Consider the following 17,305-nt stretch of genomic DNA (forward strand, 5'->3'; position numbering starts at 1 on the left):
CGCTTCAGTTCATCACACTAAACTGTAGCAAAAATACGCGGTTGTCATCCTCCCTGCGCCCGCCCGCGCTACGCCTGTCAGGCGGAAAGAAAGACCTGCGGCGCATCACCGCCCGGGTGTTCGCCGACCAGCACGTCTGCGCCATACCATTTGGCAATGACCGCGCGCTGGATAACCGCTCCCGGAGCGCCCTGCGCCACCAGCTTGCCGTTATGCAATAACAGGATGCGGTCCGCCCACAGCGCAGCCAGATTCAGATCGTGCAGCACGGCGCAGACATGCAGTTTTCCTTTCTGCGTGAGCCGCTTCAGTAAGCGCAATAACTGCTGCTGATGGTAGAGATCCAGCGCCGAGGTGGGTTCATCCAGAAATAACCAGCCTTCAGGAGCATCGTCACGCCAGAGTTGCGCCAGGCTGCGCGCCAGTTGTACCCGCTGCTGTTCACCGCCGGATAGGGTGGTATAACGCCGTCCGCATAACGCATCGCAACCGGTCAGCGCCAGCACCTGCTGCACAATTTCTCGCTCGCCTTTTTGCCCCCAGGGCGCACGGCCCATGGCGACAATCGCCTCCACGGGCCAGTCGAACCCCGGTTGCGTGTGTTGCAACATCACTGCGCGATGGCGGGAGAGCGCCGCAGGCGACCACTGGCTGAGCGCGCGCCCGGCAAGTGAGCACTCCCCCGCTGCTGTTGGAAGGTAACCAGTCAACAAGCGTAGCAGCGTTGACTTCCCTGCACCGTTAGGGCCAATGAGCGCCACCCTTTCACCGCATGTCAGCGTTAACGACACATCCTCAATCAGTTGCCGTGCGCCAACCTTCAGGTGCAAATGGGTGGCGGTTAACGTGTTATCCACGTGCAGTTCTCCTTTGTCGGAAGATCAGCCACAAAAACCAGGGCGCGCCCAGCAGGCTGGTAAGCAGACCCACCGGCATCTCGGCAGGCGCAACCACCGTGCGTGCGACCGTGTCGGCAATCAGTAGCAAACCGGCCCCTGTCAATAACGAACCCGGCACCAGCCCGCGGTGATCCGGCCCCAGCCAGATGCGCATCAGATGCGGCACCACCAGTCCGACAAAGCTGATAATGCCGCTGATCGCGACTGCCGTGGCCACCAGCAGCGCGCTGCACACCAGCAGTAACCGCTGAAGCGCAGGAACATTGACGCCGAGGTAGTGCGCCTCTTCCTCCCCCAGTTGCAGCAGATTAAGCGGCTGCGCCACCTTCCAGATCACCACCGAAGCGGGGAGGATCAGCGTTGCAGCCACCCCCAGCGTTAGCCACTCTGTCTGCCCGAGACTGCCCATTCCCCACTGCGAAAGTTGACGTAGCTGCGCGTCGTTACTGATCCACGACAGCACTCCCACCCCGGCGCCACACAGCGCATTAATGGCAATCCCCACCAGCAACAGGCGCGACAGCCCGCTCTCCGCTGTTTTGCTGAGCAGATAAATCACCACCATCACCGACAGACTGCCAATAAATGCTGCCAGCATCGGTGCGTACAGCGCGACCAGCATCGGAACCGACACCGGCAGCACCAACCAGCACGCCACCATCAGCGACGCGCCGCCGCTGATGCCCAACAACCCCGGGTCGGCAAGTGGGTTACGAAACAGCCCCTGCATCACACAGCCGGAGAGCGCCAGCGCCGCGCCGACCAGTAACGCCAGCAGCACGCGCGGCAGACGGATGGTCAGCCAGATCTGACGCAGTCCCTCATCCCCCGCAGACCATAAGCTTGCAAGCGGCAAGTGCATCGCCCCCTGGGTGGTCGCCAGCATCGTCACCCCCAACAGCAGCAGAAACAGTCCCCAGAGTATGCGGGACACGGCGCGACTCATTCTGGCGTGTGCTCCGCTTTACGGCGCAACTCCAGCACCGCGTGCGGCGTACTCAGGCCAAACCCCAGCAGCGCCGTATCATCAATGATCAGCGCCTGTTTATTGCGCCCGGCGGGGGTTTGCGCCAGACCGGGCAGCGCCCAGAGACTCGCTTCACCGCCCATACTTTTCACCCCGTCGGCGGAGATCACCACCAGGTCCGGTTTGCTGGCGATCACCCCTTCCTGCGACAGGGCGCGGTAATGGGCAAAGCCCTGCATCGCATTCTGCAAACCTGCCGCGCGGATAGCGCCGTCCGCCGCCGTTTCCTGCCCGGCGACCATCGCCCCCATGCCGCCATGACTGAGAATAAACAACACCCGCTTATTCACCGGCTGCGCGGGCAGTGCGGCAATCTCCGCTGCCAGTGTTTTACGCACCGCGTCGCCTGCGGCGGTGCGCCCGATGGCCGCCGCAATCACCGCGACTTTTTTATCGATATCCGCCAGCGTGTAGCCGCCCGGCACGGAGACCACCCGGACATGGTTCTCCTGCACTTTTTGCAGCACCTGCGACGGCTGCGCCTGGGCGCTTGCCAGCACCACGGTCGGGCGTAGCGAGAGAATGCCTTCCGCGTTGAGCTGCCGCAGATACCCCACATCCGGCACTGTTTGCGCCTGCGCAGGCCAGGTGCTGGTGCTGTCGCGCCCCACCAGTTGCGCCTGCGCGCCCAGCCCGTACACAATGCCGGTGACGTCGCCGCCAAGGGAGACGATTTTCTCCGCCGCCGCGCTGACCGCCAGCGGCAGCGCTAACAGCAACATCAGTACTGTTTTCATGCTGCTTTTCCTTTGCCGATCAGGGCATCAATCTGTGCTCGCCACTGCGCTTGTTCCGGCTGACCTTCGCTGCGCTGACCATACAGTTGCGCTATCTGCACGCCATCGTCGGCGAAGAGCTCAAGGCTGGTGACATGACCGCCGTCGGTCGGCTTGCGGGTGATCCAGCATTCGGCGATCCCCGCGTCGCGCAGATGCAGGGTGAAGGTTTCGTTGAAAATGTTGATCCACCCTTTCATCGGCGTCAGCTTCTCCAGCACGCCGGTAAAAATCTGTACGCAGCCGCGATTCCCCACGAAGATCATGATTTCATTGCCGTCCTGCAATACGTTCTCCAGCAGGGTCGGCAGCGCGTCATTGCTGACCTGGCAGGCCAGATCGTCGCCCACCAGCCGGAACGCCTGCTGACGGGAGAGGTTGTACTTTTTCAGTAACCCGAAAAACTGGTGGACATCGGTCATCGCCCGCCACGCCTGATCCAGCGCGGTAGCGTCGGCGGCGTGCGCATACTGAGTCGCTTTGGCGGCGACGATCGTCAACGGCTGCGCAGAGGTGGCGCGAAAACGGGTGATCACCGCGTCCCATGCCGCCATATCGGTACGCGCCGTGGTGTAAACCTTCAGTAGCGCATCTCCCTGGCGGTCGAAAAACTGAATGCTCTGACGCTCGCCGCGCGGGCTTTGTTCGCAGAGGTGAAACACGCTGGCCCATTCACCGAGGAACAGACGCAGATCGAGCGCACGCGGGTTGAGCACCAGCCCGGCGTGTTCGCTGATATGTTGATGGGTAAACTCGCCCAGTTGCTCGTGTACCGCATAGTCATTGCGGCAGATCGATTTTATTTCGCCCACCGGTTCCAGTGCCGCGAGAATGTCACGCACGTCGCCCGTCAGGCGCACCGCATCGTGCCCGACGCGGGAGTGGGTTAATTCTGCTTCGCTGATCGCCATCTCACTGGCGATGTCACGGGCGTATTTTGCCGGTTCTTGCGTTTTGATGGTCTGATACTGACGCCAGATGGCGGCGAAGTCGTGTGCAGATGCAGGCATAAACATAGCGTCCTTTAGGATGTGAAAAACCCCGGCAGCGATACCGGGGAGAAACGTTAACGGTGGAGACCTGTTCGCCCGGGCAGCCCGAGCGATAACATCGCCTTAGAAGTCGACATTGACGCCCAATTGCCAGGTGCGTCCCGGCATCACCGCCAGCGCTTTATCGTAGGCATTCTGGTTGGTGGACTCTTCCTGAGTACGGCTGTTCAGGTAGTCCCAGTACTTACGATCGGTGATGTTGTAAACGCCGCCGTTAACTTTGACGTGTTTCGCCACCTGCCAGTACGCCGTCCAGTCCAGCAGACCGTAGCCCGGCACGCGCATATATTCGACACTGGAATCCCCCAATGCACCGCCGGTATTGGTATAGGACTGGCGGTTGGTGGCGGTCGCCTGCTTGCCTTTGACAAAGGTGGCGGTCAGCGCGGTGCCGTAGCGTTTTGCCGGATCATCCCAAGCAACGCCGACAATGGCTTTCATTGGCGCGACGCTGTCGAGATCGACGTATTTGTCGCCGGAGTAGCTGGATTTGGACTTCCCTTGGGTATAGCCGTACGCCAGCGTAGCGCTCAGGCCGTTCAGTTGTTCGAACCAGGTGCCAACGTTGAATTTCGCGCTGACTTCACCGCCATAGATAAAGGCCTTATCGCGGTTTTCCGCCTGATAAGTGGTGTAGATATTGGAAGGAACGTTGGTGAATTTATCCGGGTTACCTGAACGAGTGTAACGGGTATAGGCGATAAAGTTTTTATAGCTGTTGTAGAACAGCGCCGTACGCAGCGTTACCCCGTCGGTGACGTCGCCCTTCATGCCCCATTCCAGGTTGTTGCTGGTTTCGGTTTTCAGATCGGTGTTGCCGATCAACGCATACTGCCCACGTCCGGCATAGCTTGAACCCAGGTTCCACGAGCCGTACAACTGGCTGGCGTTCGGGAACTCCGCCCCGCGCTTATATTGCAGGTAGGTCATCAGGCGCGGCGTGAGGTCGTACTGGAAGGTCAGCGACGGCAGCAACTGGGTGTCTGAATTTTTACCGTACAACGACGAGACGGACGACTCCGTCAGCACGCTGCTGTTGGTCGTCAGGCTGGAGAGGTTATCCGGTTTGGTGGACTGATGCACAACGCGCGCGCCAGGAATGATGGCGAAGTGGTGGCCATCTGCATCGAAGTTAATCTGATCCTGCACGAACCCGCCCACGGTGTAGCTGCGGCTGTTCGCTTCCGGCTGCATGATCACACTGAAGGCGCTCGGTACCGGCGACTGACTAAACGGGCGCTCGGTTTTGCTGGTACTGGCGTTAAAGCCTGCGCTCAGATCATGACGACCGAGCGTTTTCGCCAGCGCATTCTGAATGCCCCAGGTGTCGGTATCATAGTTGGAGTAGACCGTCTCCATGCTACCGGTGGTGCTGTCCGGCATCCAGGTGCGGTCATGCGCCTCGGTGTGCTGGTAGTAGACTTTGCTGGACATGCTATCGAGCCAGTCGTTCATTGGCGTCCAGTCATCTTTCAGGCTAACGCCCCAGCGCCGGGTCTGACTGGTTTGCTGCGCATCGCCGAGGATCGTGCTGCCGCTGCTGTTCCAGCTATCGTAGTGGGTGTGGTTGGTCTTGTGGTAATAATCCAGCGTCGCCGTCAGTTTGTGCGCCTCATTGGGCTGCCAGATGCCGGAGGCCATCATCGCATCGGAGTGCCAGTTCGCCGGATAAGCGTCCAGAGTGCCGCTGTTGTTACGGGTCTGCTGACCGTCGCGGCGGCTGTAGACAAAAATGCCGCGCAGGGTGTCGTCCCCGGCCGCGCCGGTTATGCCGTTGTGCCAGCTACGGTCGGCGGAGTCGTAATCGCTCTGGTAACCAAAGTAGGTCTCTTTCCCCTGACGCAGGTAGTCGTCGGCAGATTTCGGTTTAAAGGAGACGTTGCCGCCAATCGAGGTGTTGGCGTTATCCGTTGATGTCGCGCCGGACTGAATATCGACGCTACCGTACATATACGGATCGATGTAATCGCGGCCAATGCCGAAGGTGTTCAGGCCTGCGCGACTGACATAGCTGCGGCCGGTGGCATCGGGCTGTGGGATCCCATCAACATCAATGCCGACACGGTTGCTTTCCAGACCACGAATGTTATAGCCGGTGTAACCGCCGCGATCAAAGCCGCTTTTCCCGTTGCCGGAACCGCCGCTGGCGCCGGTGGCGCTGATCAACGGCTCATAGCGCATAATGGAGCCAAAATCTTTCGCGCCTTTATTTTGCAGATCCTGCGCGCTGACCGAATGGTCGCTCCCGGCTTTTAATACCGGCGCAGGCGCTGTGACGACCATCTCTTCAGCGGTATCTTGCTGGGAGTTGGCGGAAATTGTGGGGGTATCAGCCGCACTGGCGGAGGTCTGATACAGTGCTGCGAGTAGTGAAGTCACCAGCACACGCTTGCTAAAGCGAGGCCGGGAAAGTTGCGATGTATACATAGTTTTGCAAGCCCAGGTGTTATTAGTATCAGGCTCACTGCTTACTTCCAGTCGTACGTGGAATTGTGCCGTGTCCGCACCCGACACTGATGGCCAACTCTCATCTTATTGAGCCAGATAATAATGATAATAATTATCACTTGCAATAACTTAATTATTCTTCACATTCCTCCCCCTACATTGCCTACAATGGTTGTCTACTACGCGCTTACGGTGACGATAAAATGAGCAAACCCACCATTACTCTGCATTACTGCTCCCAGTGTAACTGGATGCTACGCGCCAGCTGGATGGCGCAGGAATTACTGCATACCTTCAGTACCGATCTCGATGCGGTCACCCTGAAGCCAGGCACCGGCGGGATTTTTGTTATCGATATTGACGGTCACGTTATCTGGGATCGCAAGCAGGATAGCGGTTTCCCCGATGCCGCAGAATTAAAACGCCGCGTACGCGACTACTGCTTCCCGGAAAAAACGCTGGGCCATGTGGAGAAAAGCATGTAAGGAGGGATAAGGCGCATGACAGCGCTTCGCGTCTCAGGCCCGTTGAAGTTCCCTCCTTTGCTAACACGCAGAAAATAGCCTGTTGCGTGGGCAACAAAAAGGTCGCCGTAGCGACCTTTTTGTTACTTTTTCACCGGTTGCGGCTTTTTATCGCCGGACTCGGGTGCGTTGTGTGGATCATCTTTTTCAACTTTCAGCACAGGATCCTCCCTATTGCCTTCCGTCCTTTGACTATAGATACCCACAGCGAAAAGAAGCCAGGCGGCAAACGAAAAAAAAACCGCTCAGTCAGAGCGGCTGCAAATGCGACACCAGGGTTTGGTAAAGTGTAGAACTGCATGAAATATAAACATTTTTTGGATAACTTCAATGCAATTACCATGAAAAAAATCATTCCAAATGATCGGTATATTTCATTACAACAAATTGTTTTATAAGGATATTCTTGTACACATTTTGCGAATGGTTAGCAGGCTCATTGTTAGTAACGAATATGCAATTGCATACCTTCAGGTACAGAGCGGATTTCCTGTCCCTGAGGGTGATTTTTTCGTCATTTCTCCGCAGAAGAAGAATGCGCTGTCAGCCTGGATTATCGGCCTTGCGCGTCTGTATCCGGTTAGCCATTTTGTTAACCAGACGCCGTTGGCTGGGGGTAAGATGAAGGGTTACTGCTGCCTCATTAATAAAAATAAGTGTTGATATCATTCTGTTAGGGTCGATATACAGGAAATTCTCACACCCTTCTATTGCCATTATATCGCTGGGGTTTTCTTCTTTATTTTCTCTCATCATTTTACTCAGGTTTTTATTTCATAGCACAGCAATGTACTCGTTGCGCTGATGAACAATAATCTTTGCAAAAGATTACCGTTGCATAATATTATGCGGGTCATCATATTTTAATTTCACAATAAAGAATCAGTTAACGTAATATCACTCTCACAATAACGAAGTAAACGAGCCGTTTCCGACCCGCTTGCTATTGACGTACCATTTCAATGATGACTGACCGTTATAAGCCACTGTCAGGACTCAGATTTACGTCCACCACCATGACTGTTTTTTCCACCTTTCTTACCGGCTTCGGATGCACGTTCGGGATCATTTTTAAAGTTGCCCCCGCTGTGTTGTCCACCTTTACGTCCCGCTTCAGAAGCCTTTTCACGATCTTCTGCGAAATTTCCGGAACCACCTCTATGCTCGGCCATTTTATATCTCCAATGGTATTTTACGAATAATCGAAAAAGTCATTACGTACTCTAATCGATCGCGTTGGAGATTTAAGTTTGGTTGCTAATGAAAATTAGTCAACGCCATTCACAAAATTAATCACAATAAAAATTACGCAGTTTATTTTTACATTTAGATGCATATATTGCATTTAAAATAAAACTTATATTTATAAAGGAGTTGAAAATGGATATATCTTCTAAAGAGATAATTCAGAGGCGTCATTTATTTTTACGGAATTTACCGAAGCGGTTATTCAGAGTGCAGGGAGAACGCACGATCCTCCCTGCCACGGAGATCAAAACAACGCGTTAATCACCACAAATCCCAACGCCGTCATCAAAATCGATCCCACGACATGTACCAACACGGAAGTGAGCGCCCACAGATAATCCCCCGTTTGCAGCAGTGCAAAGATCTCCAGTGAAAACGTTGAAAAGGTCGTCATGCCGCCGCATAAACCGGTGGTGATCAGCAGTCGCCAGGTGGGATCAAGATGCGGCTGCCGGGTAAAGAACGCCAGCGCACCGCCAATGATTAACCCGCCGAGCAGATTCACCAGTAAGGTGCCTGGCGGCAGATTGGGAAACAGAACATTCAACCGAATGGAGAGCAGCCAGCGGATAACGCACCCCGCAGAACCACCAATAATCACGGCAAATAAAGATTTCAGCATGTTTTCCTCATTAATCGCGCGAATGAATGAAGAGACATGCCGGGAGGGGTAAATCAAAAACGCCCGACATGCCTCCGTCAAAGAGTCATATCAGGCGTCATCAGCTTCTCAGGGAAGCGGTTGGGAAAGGTGGAACGCCATCACCTTAGCGCGCATTGTTGACGATTTTGGCTTTCCAGGCAAGCGCAGGGCTGGCAGTAAGCGTCAGGAAAATCGCCAACGCGTTTTCTCTGTGTTGACACAGACGGCAAAATGAATTGTTATATTATAACATTTCAATTTGTCACAAAGGATAACCAGGGACTACACGATGATCATGAAGAAATCCGCGTTCTTACTCGGTATGGGCGTGCTGCTTGGCAGCGCACAAAGCGTTGCCCACGACCACCATCACGGTAAACCGCTGTCGGAGGTTGAACGCAAAGCCAGCGAAGGCATTTTTGACAATAAAGAGGTAAAAGACAGAGCGCTGAGCGACTGGGATGGCATCTGGCAATCGCTGGAACCTTACCTGCTGAATGGCGATCTGGATCCGGTGCTGGAGAAAAAAGCGAAACAGGGCGACAAAACCGTGGAAGAGTACCGGGCTTATTACAAAAAAGGCTACGCGACAAACGTTGAGATGATCGGCATCGAAGACAACGTGATGGAATTCCACACGGGCAACACGGTGAACCGTTGCCGTTATGATTACGCCGGGTACAAAATCCTCACCTATACCTCCGGTAAGAAAGGCGTTCGTTACCTGTTTGAATGCACAGACAGCCAGTCCAAAGCACCAAAATATGTGCAGTTCAGCGACCATATTATCGCGCCGCGCCAGTCACAGCATTTTCACATTTTTATGGGGAATGTCTCTCAGGAGGCGTTGCTCAAAGAGATGGATAACTGGCCGACGTACTACCCGTACAATATGACCAAAGCGCAAGTAGTCGAGGAAATGCTACATCACTGATGTGCACCGGCGGGCGGTAACGACTACCTCCCGCCGGGCTGCGATGGCGTTACACCGCATCACTCGATTTGCGTGTCCACTTTAATGATCGCCTGACAATCTTTTTCGCGCAGACCATAAACCTCTGCCAGACCGTTCTCGCCGCAGCCTGATGTGGCTAAATCCCGTAATGCGGCTTGCGCATAGTCGTAGCCGTTTTTAGCCAGCAATTTCTGCGCATCGTCACCAAGCGTAGTGCTCGTTGCCCCGTTGCTCATTGCATCCAGACCCGCGTTACCAATCGCCCCCTGCTGAATAGCAGCCTTAATGGTTGGATTCGTCGCCAGCTCAGGCCAGGCATTAATAAAATCAGCCACGGTTTTGGCGTGTGAAGTGAAAGAGAGACAGACCAGAGAAATGATGAAAACAGTGCGTTTCATATAACCTTCTTACCTTTATTATTTGAACGCCCATCATATTCCGCGCCAGAGCAAAAAAACAATTATCACAATAATTATAATGCCTTATTCCACGGGGTTCGTTGCCACGCGCGCCACCATATTGGGAGACGGTGGTCTGGTCTACCCACGCCAATAATCGTACTCCGTCACACTTCGGCGGCAGATTGATTTCCCCCTCAACCGGCTGTGATAGTATCCATCACGTTATCCCTTTCTACGCTCACCGAGGCTTTGATGCTGGAGAATGTCACCATCAGATAATCAGTTTCCCGACCTGCAAGGCCGGACTGATTATCGCTGCGCTTAAACCTTACGCGAACACCTGCGGGTGTTGGCTCGTTTTTGCTCATGATGATGAACAGGTTTTCAGTATGAATTTATCCCGTCCGGAACAACGTACCTTACACGTTCTCGCCAAAGGCGGACGCATTGCGCATATCCGCGATGCATCAGGCCGTATTACCACCGTTGAATGCTACACCCGCGAAGGATTACTGCTCAGCGACTGCACTCTTGCGGTGTTCAAAAAACTCAGGACCAAAAAGCTGATCGCATCGGTAAATGGTCAGCCATACCGTATCAATCCTACCGGACTGAGCCATGTTCGCGCCCGGACAGACAACCAATAAGGAGCTGAAGATGACAATGACGCTGCACACGCCATTTACCGACCACTATGACCGCGCTTTTCTTCTGGAGACCATGATGGGACCGAATGCGATGCGCATCACCGAAGAGATGGCGGCCATGCTCCCTCTGTCTCCCGGTATGCGCATTCTGGATCTCGGTTGCGGAAAAGGCATTTCCTCCATCCTGCTGGCGGAAAAATACGGTGTGACGGTATTTGCCGCTGATTTGTGGATCGCGCCGACGGAAAATGCGCAACGCTTTACGACGCTGGGTCTGGACCAGAAGATCTTTCCTCTGCGGGTGGATGCCACTCAAACACTCCCGTTTGCGGATGACTACTTCGATATGATCATCAGCGTGGATGCGTATCAGTACTTTGGCAATAACGACAGCATGCTGGCGAAGCTCCTGCCGTTGCTGAAAAAGGACGGGCTTATCGCTGTGGCCGTACCGGGGTTTATCGGGGATTATACAGAAGGCAATGTGCCGGACGTGGTGAAACCCTTCTGGACGCCGGACTGGTACTTTTACTCCCGTCACTGGTGGCAAACGCTTTGGGAGCAGGAACCCGGCATTGAAATTATCCAGTCGCGAGAGATGGCCTCATGCCAGCAGGCCTGGGATGACTTTATGCCCTGCGCCCTCGCACAGGAAATGATGGTTCCGATAATGGAAGCCGGCGCGGGTGACTATTTTTCATTCATCCAGCTTGTCGGGCGAAAAGTGTCACGCTCCCAGTGAGATAGCGCTTAATAATGACAAAAAGCGCCTCTTCTCTGAGGCGCTTTATCGCCCCCCCTGGAACGTGAGCCACTTCACAGCCACCTGCGGATAGCAGATTTTTACTGGTCGATAGCGAGAGTTTTATGACTGCGGCTTCACTGAAAAGGTAATTTGCTGGGGACAAAACCCCTGTACCCAGGTTCCGATAATGTGAGGGCATCATGATAGATTCAAATAAAAACTATTATATGAGCTGTCTGTTTTTTCTTTTCTTCTTTATTGGCTGGGGATGTTGCTATCCCTACCTCTCACTATGGCTAACAGAAACAATTGGTATTAACTATGGCGACGTTGGACTGGTCTATTCATTTACTGCGATAGTGGCTGTGTGTATCCAACCGTTGTTTGGTTTTATTTCCGACAAATTAATTTACCGCAAAAACCTGATGTGGATGCTGGCCATTATCATCACGTTGTTCGCGCCTTACTGGATTTATATCTTCGCCCCATTACTGAAAATAAATGTGGTGCTTGGCGCGCTGGCCGGCGGTATTTATATCGGGATGGCCTACGGCGCAGGTTGCGGGGTTTGCGAAGCGTACATCGATAAAGTCAGCCGTGCTTCCGGGTTTGAATTTGGACGCGCCCGGATGTTTGGCGGTATCGGTGCAGCCATTGGGACGTTTGCTGCCGGGAAATTATACGGCATTGATCAGAACCTGATTTTCTGGACAGCAAGCGGCGCGGGCATCTGCTTACTGTTTACCGTCTGGAAAACGCAGGTCAAAACCACCGCCCCGCAGACGCATCATCGGGTGACAACGCCCGTCACGCTGGCGGACGCCACCGCATTGTTGAACATGAGGAAGTTCTGGTTCTTTGCCCTCTATATGATAGGCGTCGGCGCAGTGTATGAAACTTACGATCAGCAATTCGCCATTTATTACAGTCACTTCTTTGAAAGCAAAGCGCGAGGCGCAGAAGCGTTCGGCTACCTGACGACCGGGCAAATCTTCCTTGACGCCGTGGTGATGTTTTTTGCCCCCTGGTTTGTGAATAAGATCGGACCGAAAAATGCCCTGCTCTATTGTGGGTTGATCATGAGCCTGCGCATTATCGGTTCCGCCTGGGCGATTGGCCCGGTATCGATAAGCCTGATTAAACTGCTTCACGGTTTTGAAAGCTCGGTACTGCTGGTTGCTGCGCTTAAATATATTGCCGCTAATTTTAACCCGCTACTTTCGGCGACCGTTTACCTTATTGGCTTCCAGTTTTCAAAAAGCTTCAGCTCGATATTTCTGTCGACGGGCATTGGCCATATGTACCAGAAATTAGGCTTCACCGACAGTTATATGGTGCTGGGATCTATTGCGCTTTTATTTACGCTGGCGTCGTTTATTACCCTCGACAACGCCCGTTCTTTTAATGCTGTACCTGCAACGCAGGTTTAATCCAGGAGGTGGTGAATGGCCGAATTATATTATGGCGTGGCTTATTATGATGAATATATGCCACAAGAGAGGCTGGAGCAGGATATTTCATTGATGCTGGAAACGGGTATCAATGTGGTGCGCATTGCAGAATCGACCTGGAGTACCTTAGAGCCGCAAGAAGGCACCTATAACTTTTATCATATTGATCGCGTTCTCAACGCCATGCACGCCGCCGGAATTGCGGTCATTATTGGTACGCCGACTTACGCCATTCCGGCCTGGCTGGCAAGAAAGCATCCGGAGGTGCTGGTCACCACCGTTGACGGGCAGCAAAAGTACGGGCCCCGGCAGATCATGGATATTGTTAATCCGGACTTTCGTCGCCATGCGGAGAAGATCATCCGGGTGTTGATGGCGCACGTCAAAAATCACCCCGCGGTGATCGGTTTTCAACTGGATAACGAGACCAAACATTACGACAACGTCGGGCGTTATATGCAGGCAGGATTTGTCCGCCATCTGCAAGAAAAGTACGCCACGCTGGCGCAGCTCAACAAGGATTTTGGCCTCGACTACTGGAGCAACCGTATCGATAACTGGGAAGATTTTCCCCCGGTCGAGAATACGATCAATGCCAGCCTGGCGTGCGCATTCAGCCGTTACCAACGCCAGCAGGTAACGGAGTATCTGGCCTGGCAGGCCAGCATTGTGCGCGAATATGCCCGCCCCGAACATTTTGTCACCCATAATTTCGATTTCGAATGGCGGGGCTACTCTTTCGGTGTGCAACCACGGGTCGATCACTTCGCCGCAGCGCAATGCCTGAGCGTGGCCGGGGTCGATATTTACCACCCGAGCCAGGATCAGTTAACCGGCAAAGAGATCGCCTTTGGCGGCGCGGTCACCCGTGGGCTGAAAAAAGGGCACAACTATTTTGTGCTGGAAACCCAGGCGCAGGGATTTCCGCAATGGACTCCCTATCCCGGTCAGTTACGGTTACAGGCCTTCAGCCATGTCGCGTCGGGCGCGTCGATGGTTTCCTACTGGCACTGGCATTCGATCCACAATGCTTTTGAAACCTACTGGAAAGGTTTGCTGAGTCATGATTTCGCGCCTAACCCGACATGGCGCGAAGCCACCACTATCGGCGCTGACTTTAAAAAACTGTCGCCCCAGCTGGCAAACTTACAGGCAGAGCATGACGTGGCGTTGCTGGTGAATAATGAAGCCATGGATGCGCTTAACCACTTTAAGCCGGGAACTGCGCAGACCAATGTCTATAACGATATTGTTCGCCGCTTCCACGATGCGCTCTACGAACAGAATGTCGCGGTCGACATTATTAATGATATCGACGACAGCGCGGTACGCTATCGCGCCATTATTATTCCTGCGTTATACGCCGCCGACGATGCGCTACTTACACGCATCAATCGTTATATTGAACAGGGGGGCCGCGCGCTGATCGGTTTTAAATCAGGCTTCAGCGATGAGCATGTGAAAGTCCGGACCGGTGCGCAACCCGGCGGCTTAAGCGAGGCCTGCGGCGTGCATTACAACCAGTTCACTCTGCCGGAAAATGTCACCGTTGCCGCCTGCGTGGAAGAGATCACGTGCCAGCAGGATAACAACGTGGAGCTGTGGATGGAGTTGCTGACCCCGGCGCCCGAAACCCGAACCTTGCTGCGTTACCAGCACCCGGTATGGAACGCCTATGCGGCGGCTACGGAAGCACATTTCGGGAAAGGCGTGGCGATGTATGTCGGCTTTCTGCCGGAAAAAACGCTGATAGCCAGCCTCTTTAACCATCTGACGCGTGACCTGCCGCTACGCTCCCGGACATCCGACTACCGCTTCCCGGTGATCGTCAGAAAAATGCGGAACCGCAACGGCCAGAAAATCACCTTCATTTTCAATTACTCAGGAGAGCCGCAAACCCTGAAGAGTGACACAGACGGCACGCTGCTCTTGCAAGACGCGGCAATAACCCGCGGCGCACCGTTGCGGTTAGGCGCATGGGATTTTAGTATCATCGCAAGCTGAACCGGAGCCGGGATTATCAACGAGGCAAACATGGAACTGGATATCAATGAACTGCTGAATTTTTCTCCATTGATAAAAACCTTTACCTTTAATGCATGGATAGTCTCCGGCTTTACCCCTATTTCCAGAGGATCCTCGCTGGATTATTACATTAACCGCCCCAACGGCATGAAAGGCTACATTATCAACCTGACATTACGCGGCCAGGGGCGGGCGAAGGTGGGAGAGAACACGCTGCAATACGAGGAAAATGATCTGCTACTTTTCCCGCCCGGCGTGCCTCACCAATATGGTCGCGACGAACACAGCGAATACTGGGATCATCTGTGGATCTACTTTATTCCGCGCCCCTACTGGCTGGACTGGCTAAAGTGGGATAAAAATATTCTCGGCATCGGGAAAACCCGGGTCACGGAGCCGGTAAAACAGGCGCATCTGCGGGAACTCTTTTATGAGGTGATCCGCCACAATTCCGACGACGCGCCCTTGTCCGAAGCACTGGCGATGAACGCCCTCGAACGGTTGATCCTTGCCTGCTTTCAGCTACAGCCGGTCAGCAATCACCACGCTCACGATCCCAGAATCAATGCCGTCTGCGACTATCTCAACGATCACATAGATGAAGAACTGAAAGTCGAAAAACTCGCCAGCATGGTGTTTCTGTCCCCTTCCCGTTTAGCACATCTGTTCAAAAAAGATTTGGGTGTTACCATTTATGCCTGGCGTGAACAACAACGCATAAACCGTGCGCGTTTACTTATCCAGTCAACGTTATTGCCCATATTTAAAATCGCTCAATCAGTGGGTTATAGCGACCCGGTCTATTTCACTAAAATATTTCGCAAACATAATGGCATCCCGCCGGCGGAGTATAAAAAACGCTATGAGAAGATGAATAATTTGCCAGGTAATCAAACACTGAAACCGGGCGAACGCTAAGCCGATCCTTATTGCCGTTTGCCATAGGGACAGGGCGTAGCGCGTATGACTCTCATTCGCGAAAGCGACGGCAAACCGTTTCCCCTCCTATCCCACGCTGCCTGCGTGAAAATTCGCCCCGTAATATGATGCCAGATCAAATCTGTACATACCGTTACACAGCAACGCTCATCATCCGCGAGGCGTCTGGTATATAGTGTCGTGAACATAGAGGTCGGTTTGCTGTGAAGATAAAAAGCAACAAACTTTAAACAAATAAATATTATGCTTTCTTAATATTATAATGAAACTTAAAAATACACTCTGCCTACATATCTCGATGGCGACCCTTGCTATCCTGTTTTTATGTGTTCACCCGCTGGTGAACAGCTTTGATCCGCCGCTGACTTTCCAGCCGTTGATTAAATCAATGGAAGGCACGCAAAAAGAACAAGCCGAAAAAATAGCCACTATTTCTCATGCATTGCAGGGCAATGCGATTTTTTTCATCGGCGCTTCTGAAGTCGCTACCTCAGAAGATGAACATTACGCTGTATATAATTACTTTAATAATGATTTGCACCGTCCGGTTGTCGCATTTGGTGACAGCTTCGATGACAGTGTTACACATTTTTTACTGTTCTCACGTTTTAAAAACGACCTTAATGCAAACAGTAAAGTGGTATTGTTACTTTCCCCGGACAGTTTTTATTCATTCGGCGTTCCACCCGCCATTTTTGCGGATAATTTCCCGGCACCGGTATTTAATCCGTTAATCCAGGATGAGCAAACCCGCCCCTTCCTGGTCAATTACTTACACAATATTGATAAAAAAGAGATCAGCCATTTAACCTTTTCGCAAATGAACGTCTATGGCTGGCACGCGGAAAATATCTGGCAGGAAGTGAGTTTCCAGTTTGCTAATTTCTGCACGCTGATAAAAAACGACTGGCTGGCCATGCTGCACATTGAGCCGGAAGAGGCGCAACCGTGGCCGCAACAACCGACATCCGTAGCAACACCGGACTGGGATAAAGAGCTGGCCCACGCTCGCGAGCTGAACGCGTATCGCCAACAAAGCGCCGCCACGCTGTGGATGGACAAATCCATTTATGAGCCGGGCGAAAAACCGGAAGTGTGGGATGACTCCCCCGTCGTTCCGGCGCAAATACAGGCGTTTGAGGCCACCATCAAATTGCTGAAATCCCGCCATGTTCAGGTCGTGGTCATTATTGATTCCATTAACCGGCGGGCAGTACAGAACCCGGAACTGGTGCAGCCCGCCGTGACTCAGGCGACGGCCATTCTGAAGGCAAATCAGATCCCTTATCTCGATATGTACTCAATGCCTTATCAGGAGGGCTGGAACTGGGATCGCCTGCATCCCACCGACCTGGCATGGGTACCGATGGACCGCTTTATTCTGGAGAGTTTTAAATGATGAAAAACGCTATTCGCCTTTTTTTCCTTTATCTCCTGCTGGCGGTCACCATCATCGCGTGGTCTTCGGTGGATGAGAGCATGAATTTGAAAGTGCATTTTGAATATCAAAAGTTCTGAGGAATGA

Annotated in this window: 17 protein-coding genes and 1 riboswitch; of the genes, 9 read left to right on the forward strand and 8 right to left on the reverse strand. The window is 53.2% G+C overall.

Features of this window, described 5'->3' with window-relative positions; all coding sequences use genetic code 11:
• Nucleotides 1-77: 77 nt before the first annotated feature.
• The 5 genes from ACQ3G7_RS06515 to ACQ3G7_RS06535 form a co-directional block, all read right to left on the reverse strand.
• Nucleotides 78-857 (reverse strand): heme ABC transporter ATP-binding protein, encoded by a 780-nt coding sequence (locus ACQ3G7_RS06515; RefSeq protein WP_430889246.1) that lies wholly within the window; start codon nt 855-857, stop codon nt 78-80.
• On the reverse strand, nt 850-1,845 hold the full coding sequence (locus ACQ3G7_RS06520) for a FecCD family ABC transporter permease (RefSeq protein ID WP_430889247.1): 996 nt from the start codon (nt 1,843-1,845) through the stop codon (nt 850-852). Before ACQ3G7_RS06520 ends, ACQ3G7_RS06515 begins: the two co-directional genes overlap by 8 nt.
• Complete coding sequence (locus tag ACQ3G7_RS06525; RefSeq protein WP_061497333.1) at nt 1,842-2,663, reverse strand: heme/hemin ABC transporter substrate-binding protein; 822 nt, start codon at nt 2,661-2,663, stop codon at nt 1,842-1,844. Before ACQ3G7_RS06525 ends, ACQ3G7_RS06520 begins: the two co-directional genes overlap by 4 nt.
• Entirely contained in the window at nt 2,660-3,718 is a 1,059-nt protein-coding gene (locus ACQ3G7_RS06530) for a hemin-degrading factor (RefSeq protein ID WP_430889248.1), read from the reverse strand. Before ACQ3G7_RS06530 ends, ACQ3G7_RS06525 begins: the two co-directional genes overlap by 4 nt.
• A gap of 99 nt (nt 3,719-3,817) precedes the next feature.
• Nucleotides 3,818-6,181, reverse strand: a complete 2,364-nt coding sequence (locus ACQ3G7_RS06535) for a TonB-dependent receptor domain-containing protein (protein WP_430889249.1) — start codon at nt 6,179-6,181, stop codon at nt 3,818-3,820.
• Between the two features lie 224 nt (nt 6,182-6,405).
• Between ACQ3G7_RS06535 and ACQ3G7_RS06540 the strand changes: the two genes are divergently transcribed.
• On the forward strand, nt 6,406-6,687 hold the full coding sequence (locus ACQ3G7_RS06540) for an Rdx family protein (RefSeq protein ID WP_430889250.1): 282 nt from the start codon (nt 6,406-6,408) through the stop codon (nt 6,685-6,687).
• 1,028 nt (nt 6,688-7,715) lie between these two features.
• Here ACQ3G7_RS06540 and ACQ3G7_RS06545 read toward each other — a convergent pair.
• Nucleotides 7,716-7,898, reverse strand: a complete 183-nt coding sequence (locus ACQ3G7_RS06545) for a con-10 family general stress protein (RefSeq protein WP_061497343.1) — start codon at nt 7,896-7,898, stop codon at nt 7,716-7,718.
• A gap of 320 nt (nt 7,899-8,218) precedes the next feature.
• Nucleotides 8,219-8,596 (reverse strand): fluoride efflux transporter CrcB, encoded by a 378-nt coding sequence (crcB, locus tag ACQ3G7_RS06550; protein WP_430889251.1) that lies wholly within the window; start codon nt 8,594-8,596, stop codon nt 8,219-8,221.
• Between the two features lie 84 nt (nt 8,597-8,680).
• A riboswitch (Fluoride riboswitch) is annotated at nt 8,681-8,750 on the reverse strand.
• A 156-nt stretch (nt 8,751-8,906) separates the two neighbouring features.
• Here crcB and zinT point away from each other — a divergent pair.
• Nucleotides 8,907-9,551 carry a metal-binding protein ZinT gene (gene zinT, locus ACQ3G7_RS06555; protein ID WP_430889252.1) on the forward strand — a complete coding sequence of 215 codons (645 nt, stop codon included), beginning with the start codon at nt 8,907-8,909 and terminating at the stop codon, nt 9,549-9,551.
• Nucleotides 9,552-9,610: 59 nt separating this feature from the next.
• Here the strand turns inward: zinT and ACQ3G7_RS06560 are convergent, their stop codons facing one another.
• Nucleotides 9,611-9,970, reverse strand: coding sequence for a hypothetical protein (locus ACQ3G7_RS06560; protein ID WP_430889253.1), 360 nt, complete (start codon nt 9,968-9,970; stop codon nt 9,611-9,613).
• Between the two features lie 392 nt (nt 9,971-10,362).
• Here ACQ3G7_RS06560 and ACQ3G7_RS06565 point away from each other — a divergent pair, with 392 nt between their 5' ends.
• The 7 genes from ACQ3G7_RS06565 (at nt 10,363) to ACQ3G7_RS06595 (ending at nt 17,298) form a co-directional block, all read left to right on the forward strand.
• Nucleotides 10,363-10,620, forward strand: a complete 258-nt coding sequence (locus tag ACQ3G7_RS06565; RefSeq protein WP_263097880.1) for a YjhX family toxin — start codon at nt 10,363-10,365, stop codon at nt 10,618-10,620.
• Nucleotides 10,621-10,630: 10 nt separating this feature from the next.
• Nucleotides 10,631-11,362, forward strand: coding sequence for an SAM-dependent methyltransferase (locus ACQ3G7_RS06570; protein ID WP_430889254.1), 732 nt, complete (start codon nt 10,631-10,633; stop codon nt 11,360-11,362).
• A 203-nt stretch (nt 11,363-11,565) separates the two neighbouring features.
• Nucleotides 11,566-12,795, forward strand: coding sequence for an oligosaccharide MFS transporter (locus ACQ3G7_RS06575; RefSeq protein ID WP_430889255.1), 1,230 nt, complete (start codon nt 11,566-11,568; stop codon nt 12,793-12,795).
• Between the two features lie 15 nt (nt 12,796-12,810).
• Nucleotides 12,811-14,820, forward strand: coding sequence for a beta-galactosidase (locus ACQ3G7_RS06580; RefSeq protein ID WP_430889256.1), 2,010 nt, complete (start codon nt 12,811-12,813; stop codon nt 14,818-14,820).
• 30 nt (nt 14,821-14,850) lie between these two features.
• Nucleotides 14,851-15,759, forward strand: coding sequence for an arabinose operon transcriptional regulator AraC (gene araC, locus ACQ3G7_RS06585; RefSeq protein WP_430889257.1), 909 nt, complete (start codon nt 14,851-14,853; stop codon nt 15,757-15,759).
• Nucleotides 15,760-16,042: 283 nt separating this feature from the next.
• The gene (locus tag ACQ3G7_RS06590; protein ID WP_430889258.1) at nt 16,043-17,179 is read left to right on the forward strand and encodes a D-alanyl-lipoteichoic acid biosynthesis protein DltD; all 1,137 of its coding nucleotides are present in this window, start codon (nt 16,043-16,045) and stop codon (nt 17,177-17,179) included.
• Nucleotides 17,176-17,298: a hypothetical protein gene (locus ACQ3G7_RS06595; RefSeq protein WP_263097886.1), complete on the forward strand. Its 123-nt coding sequence runs from the start codon at nt 17,176-17,178 to the stop codon at nt 17,296-17,298. The genes ACQ3G7_RS06590 and ACQ3G7_RS06595 overlap by 4 nt, the downstream gene beginning before the upstream one ends.
• The last annotated feature ends 7 nt before the right edge of the window (nt 17,299-17,305 follow it).

The sequence above is a fragment of the Kosakonia sp. N21 genome (genome assembly GCF_050587465.1).
In the GTDB taxonomy this organism is placed as follows: Bacteria; Pseudomonadota; Gammaproteobacteria; order Enterobacterales; family Enterobacteriaceae.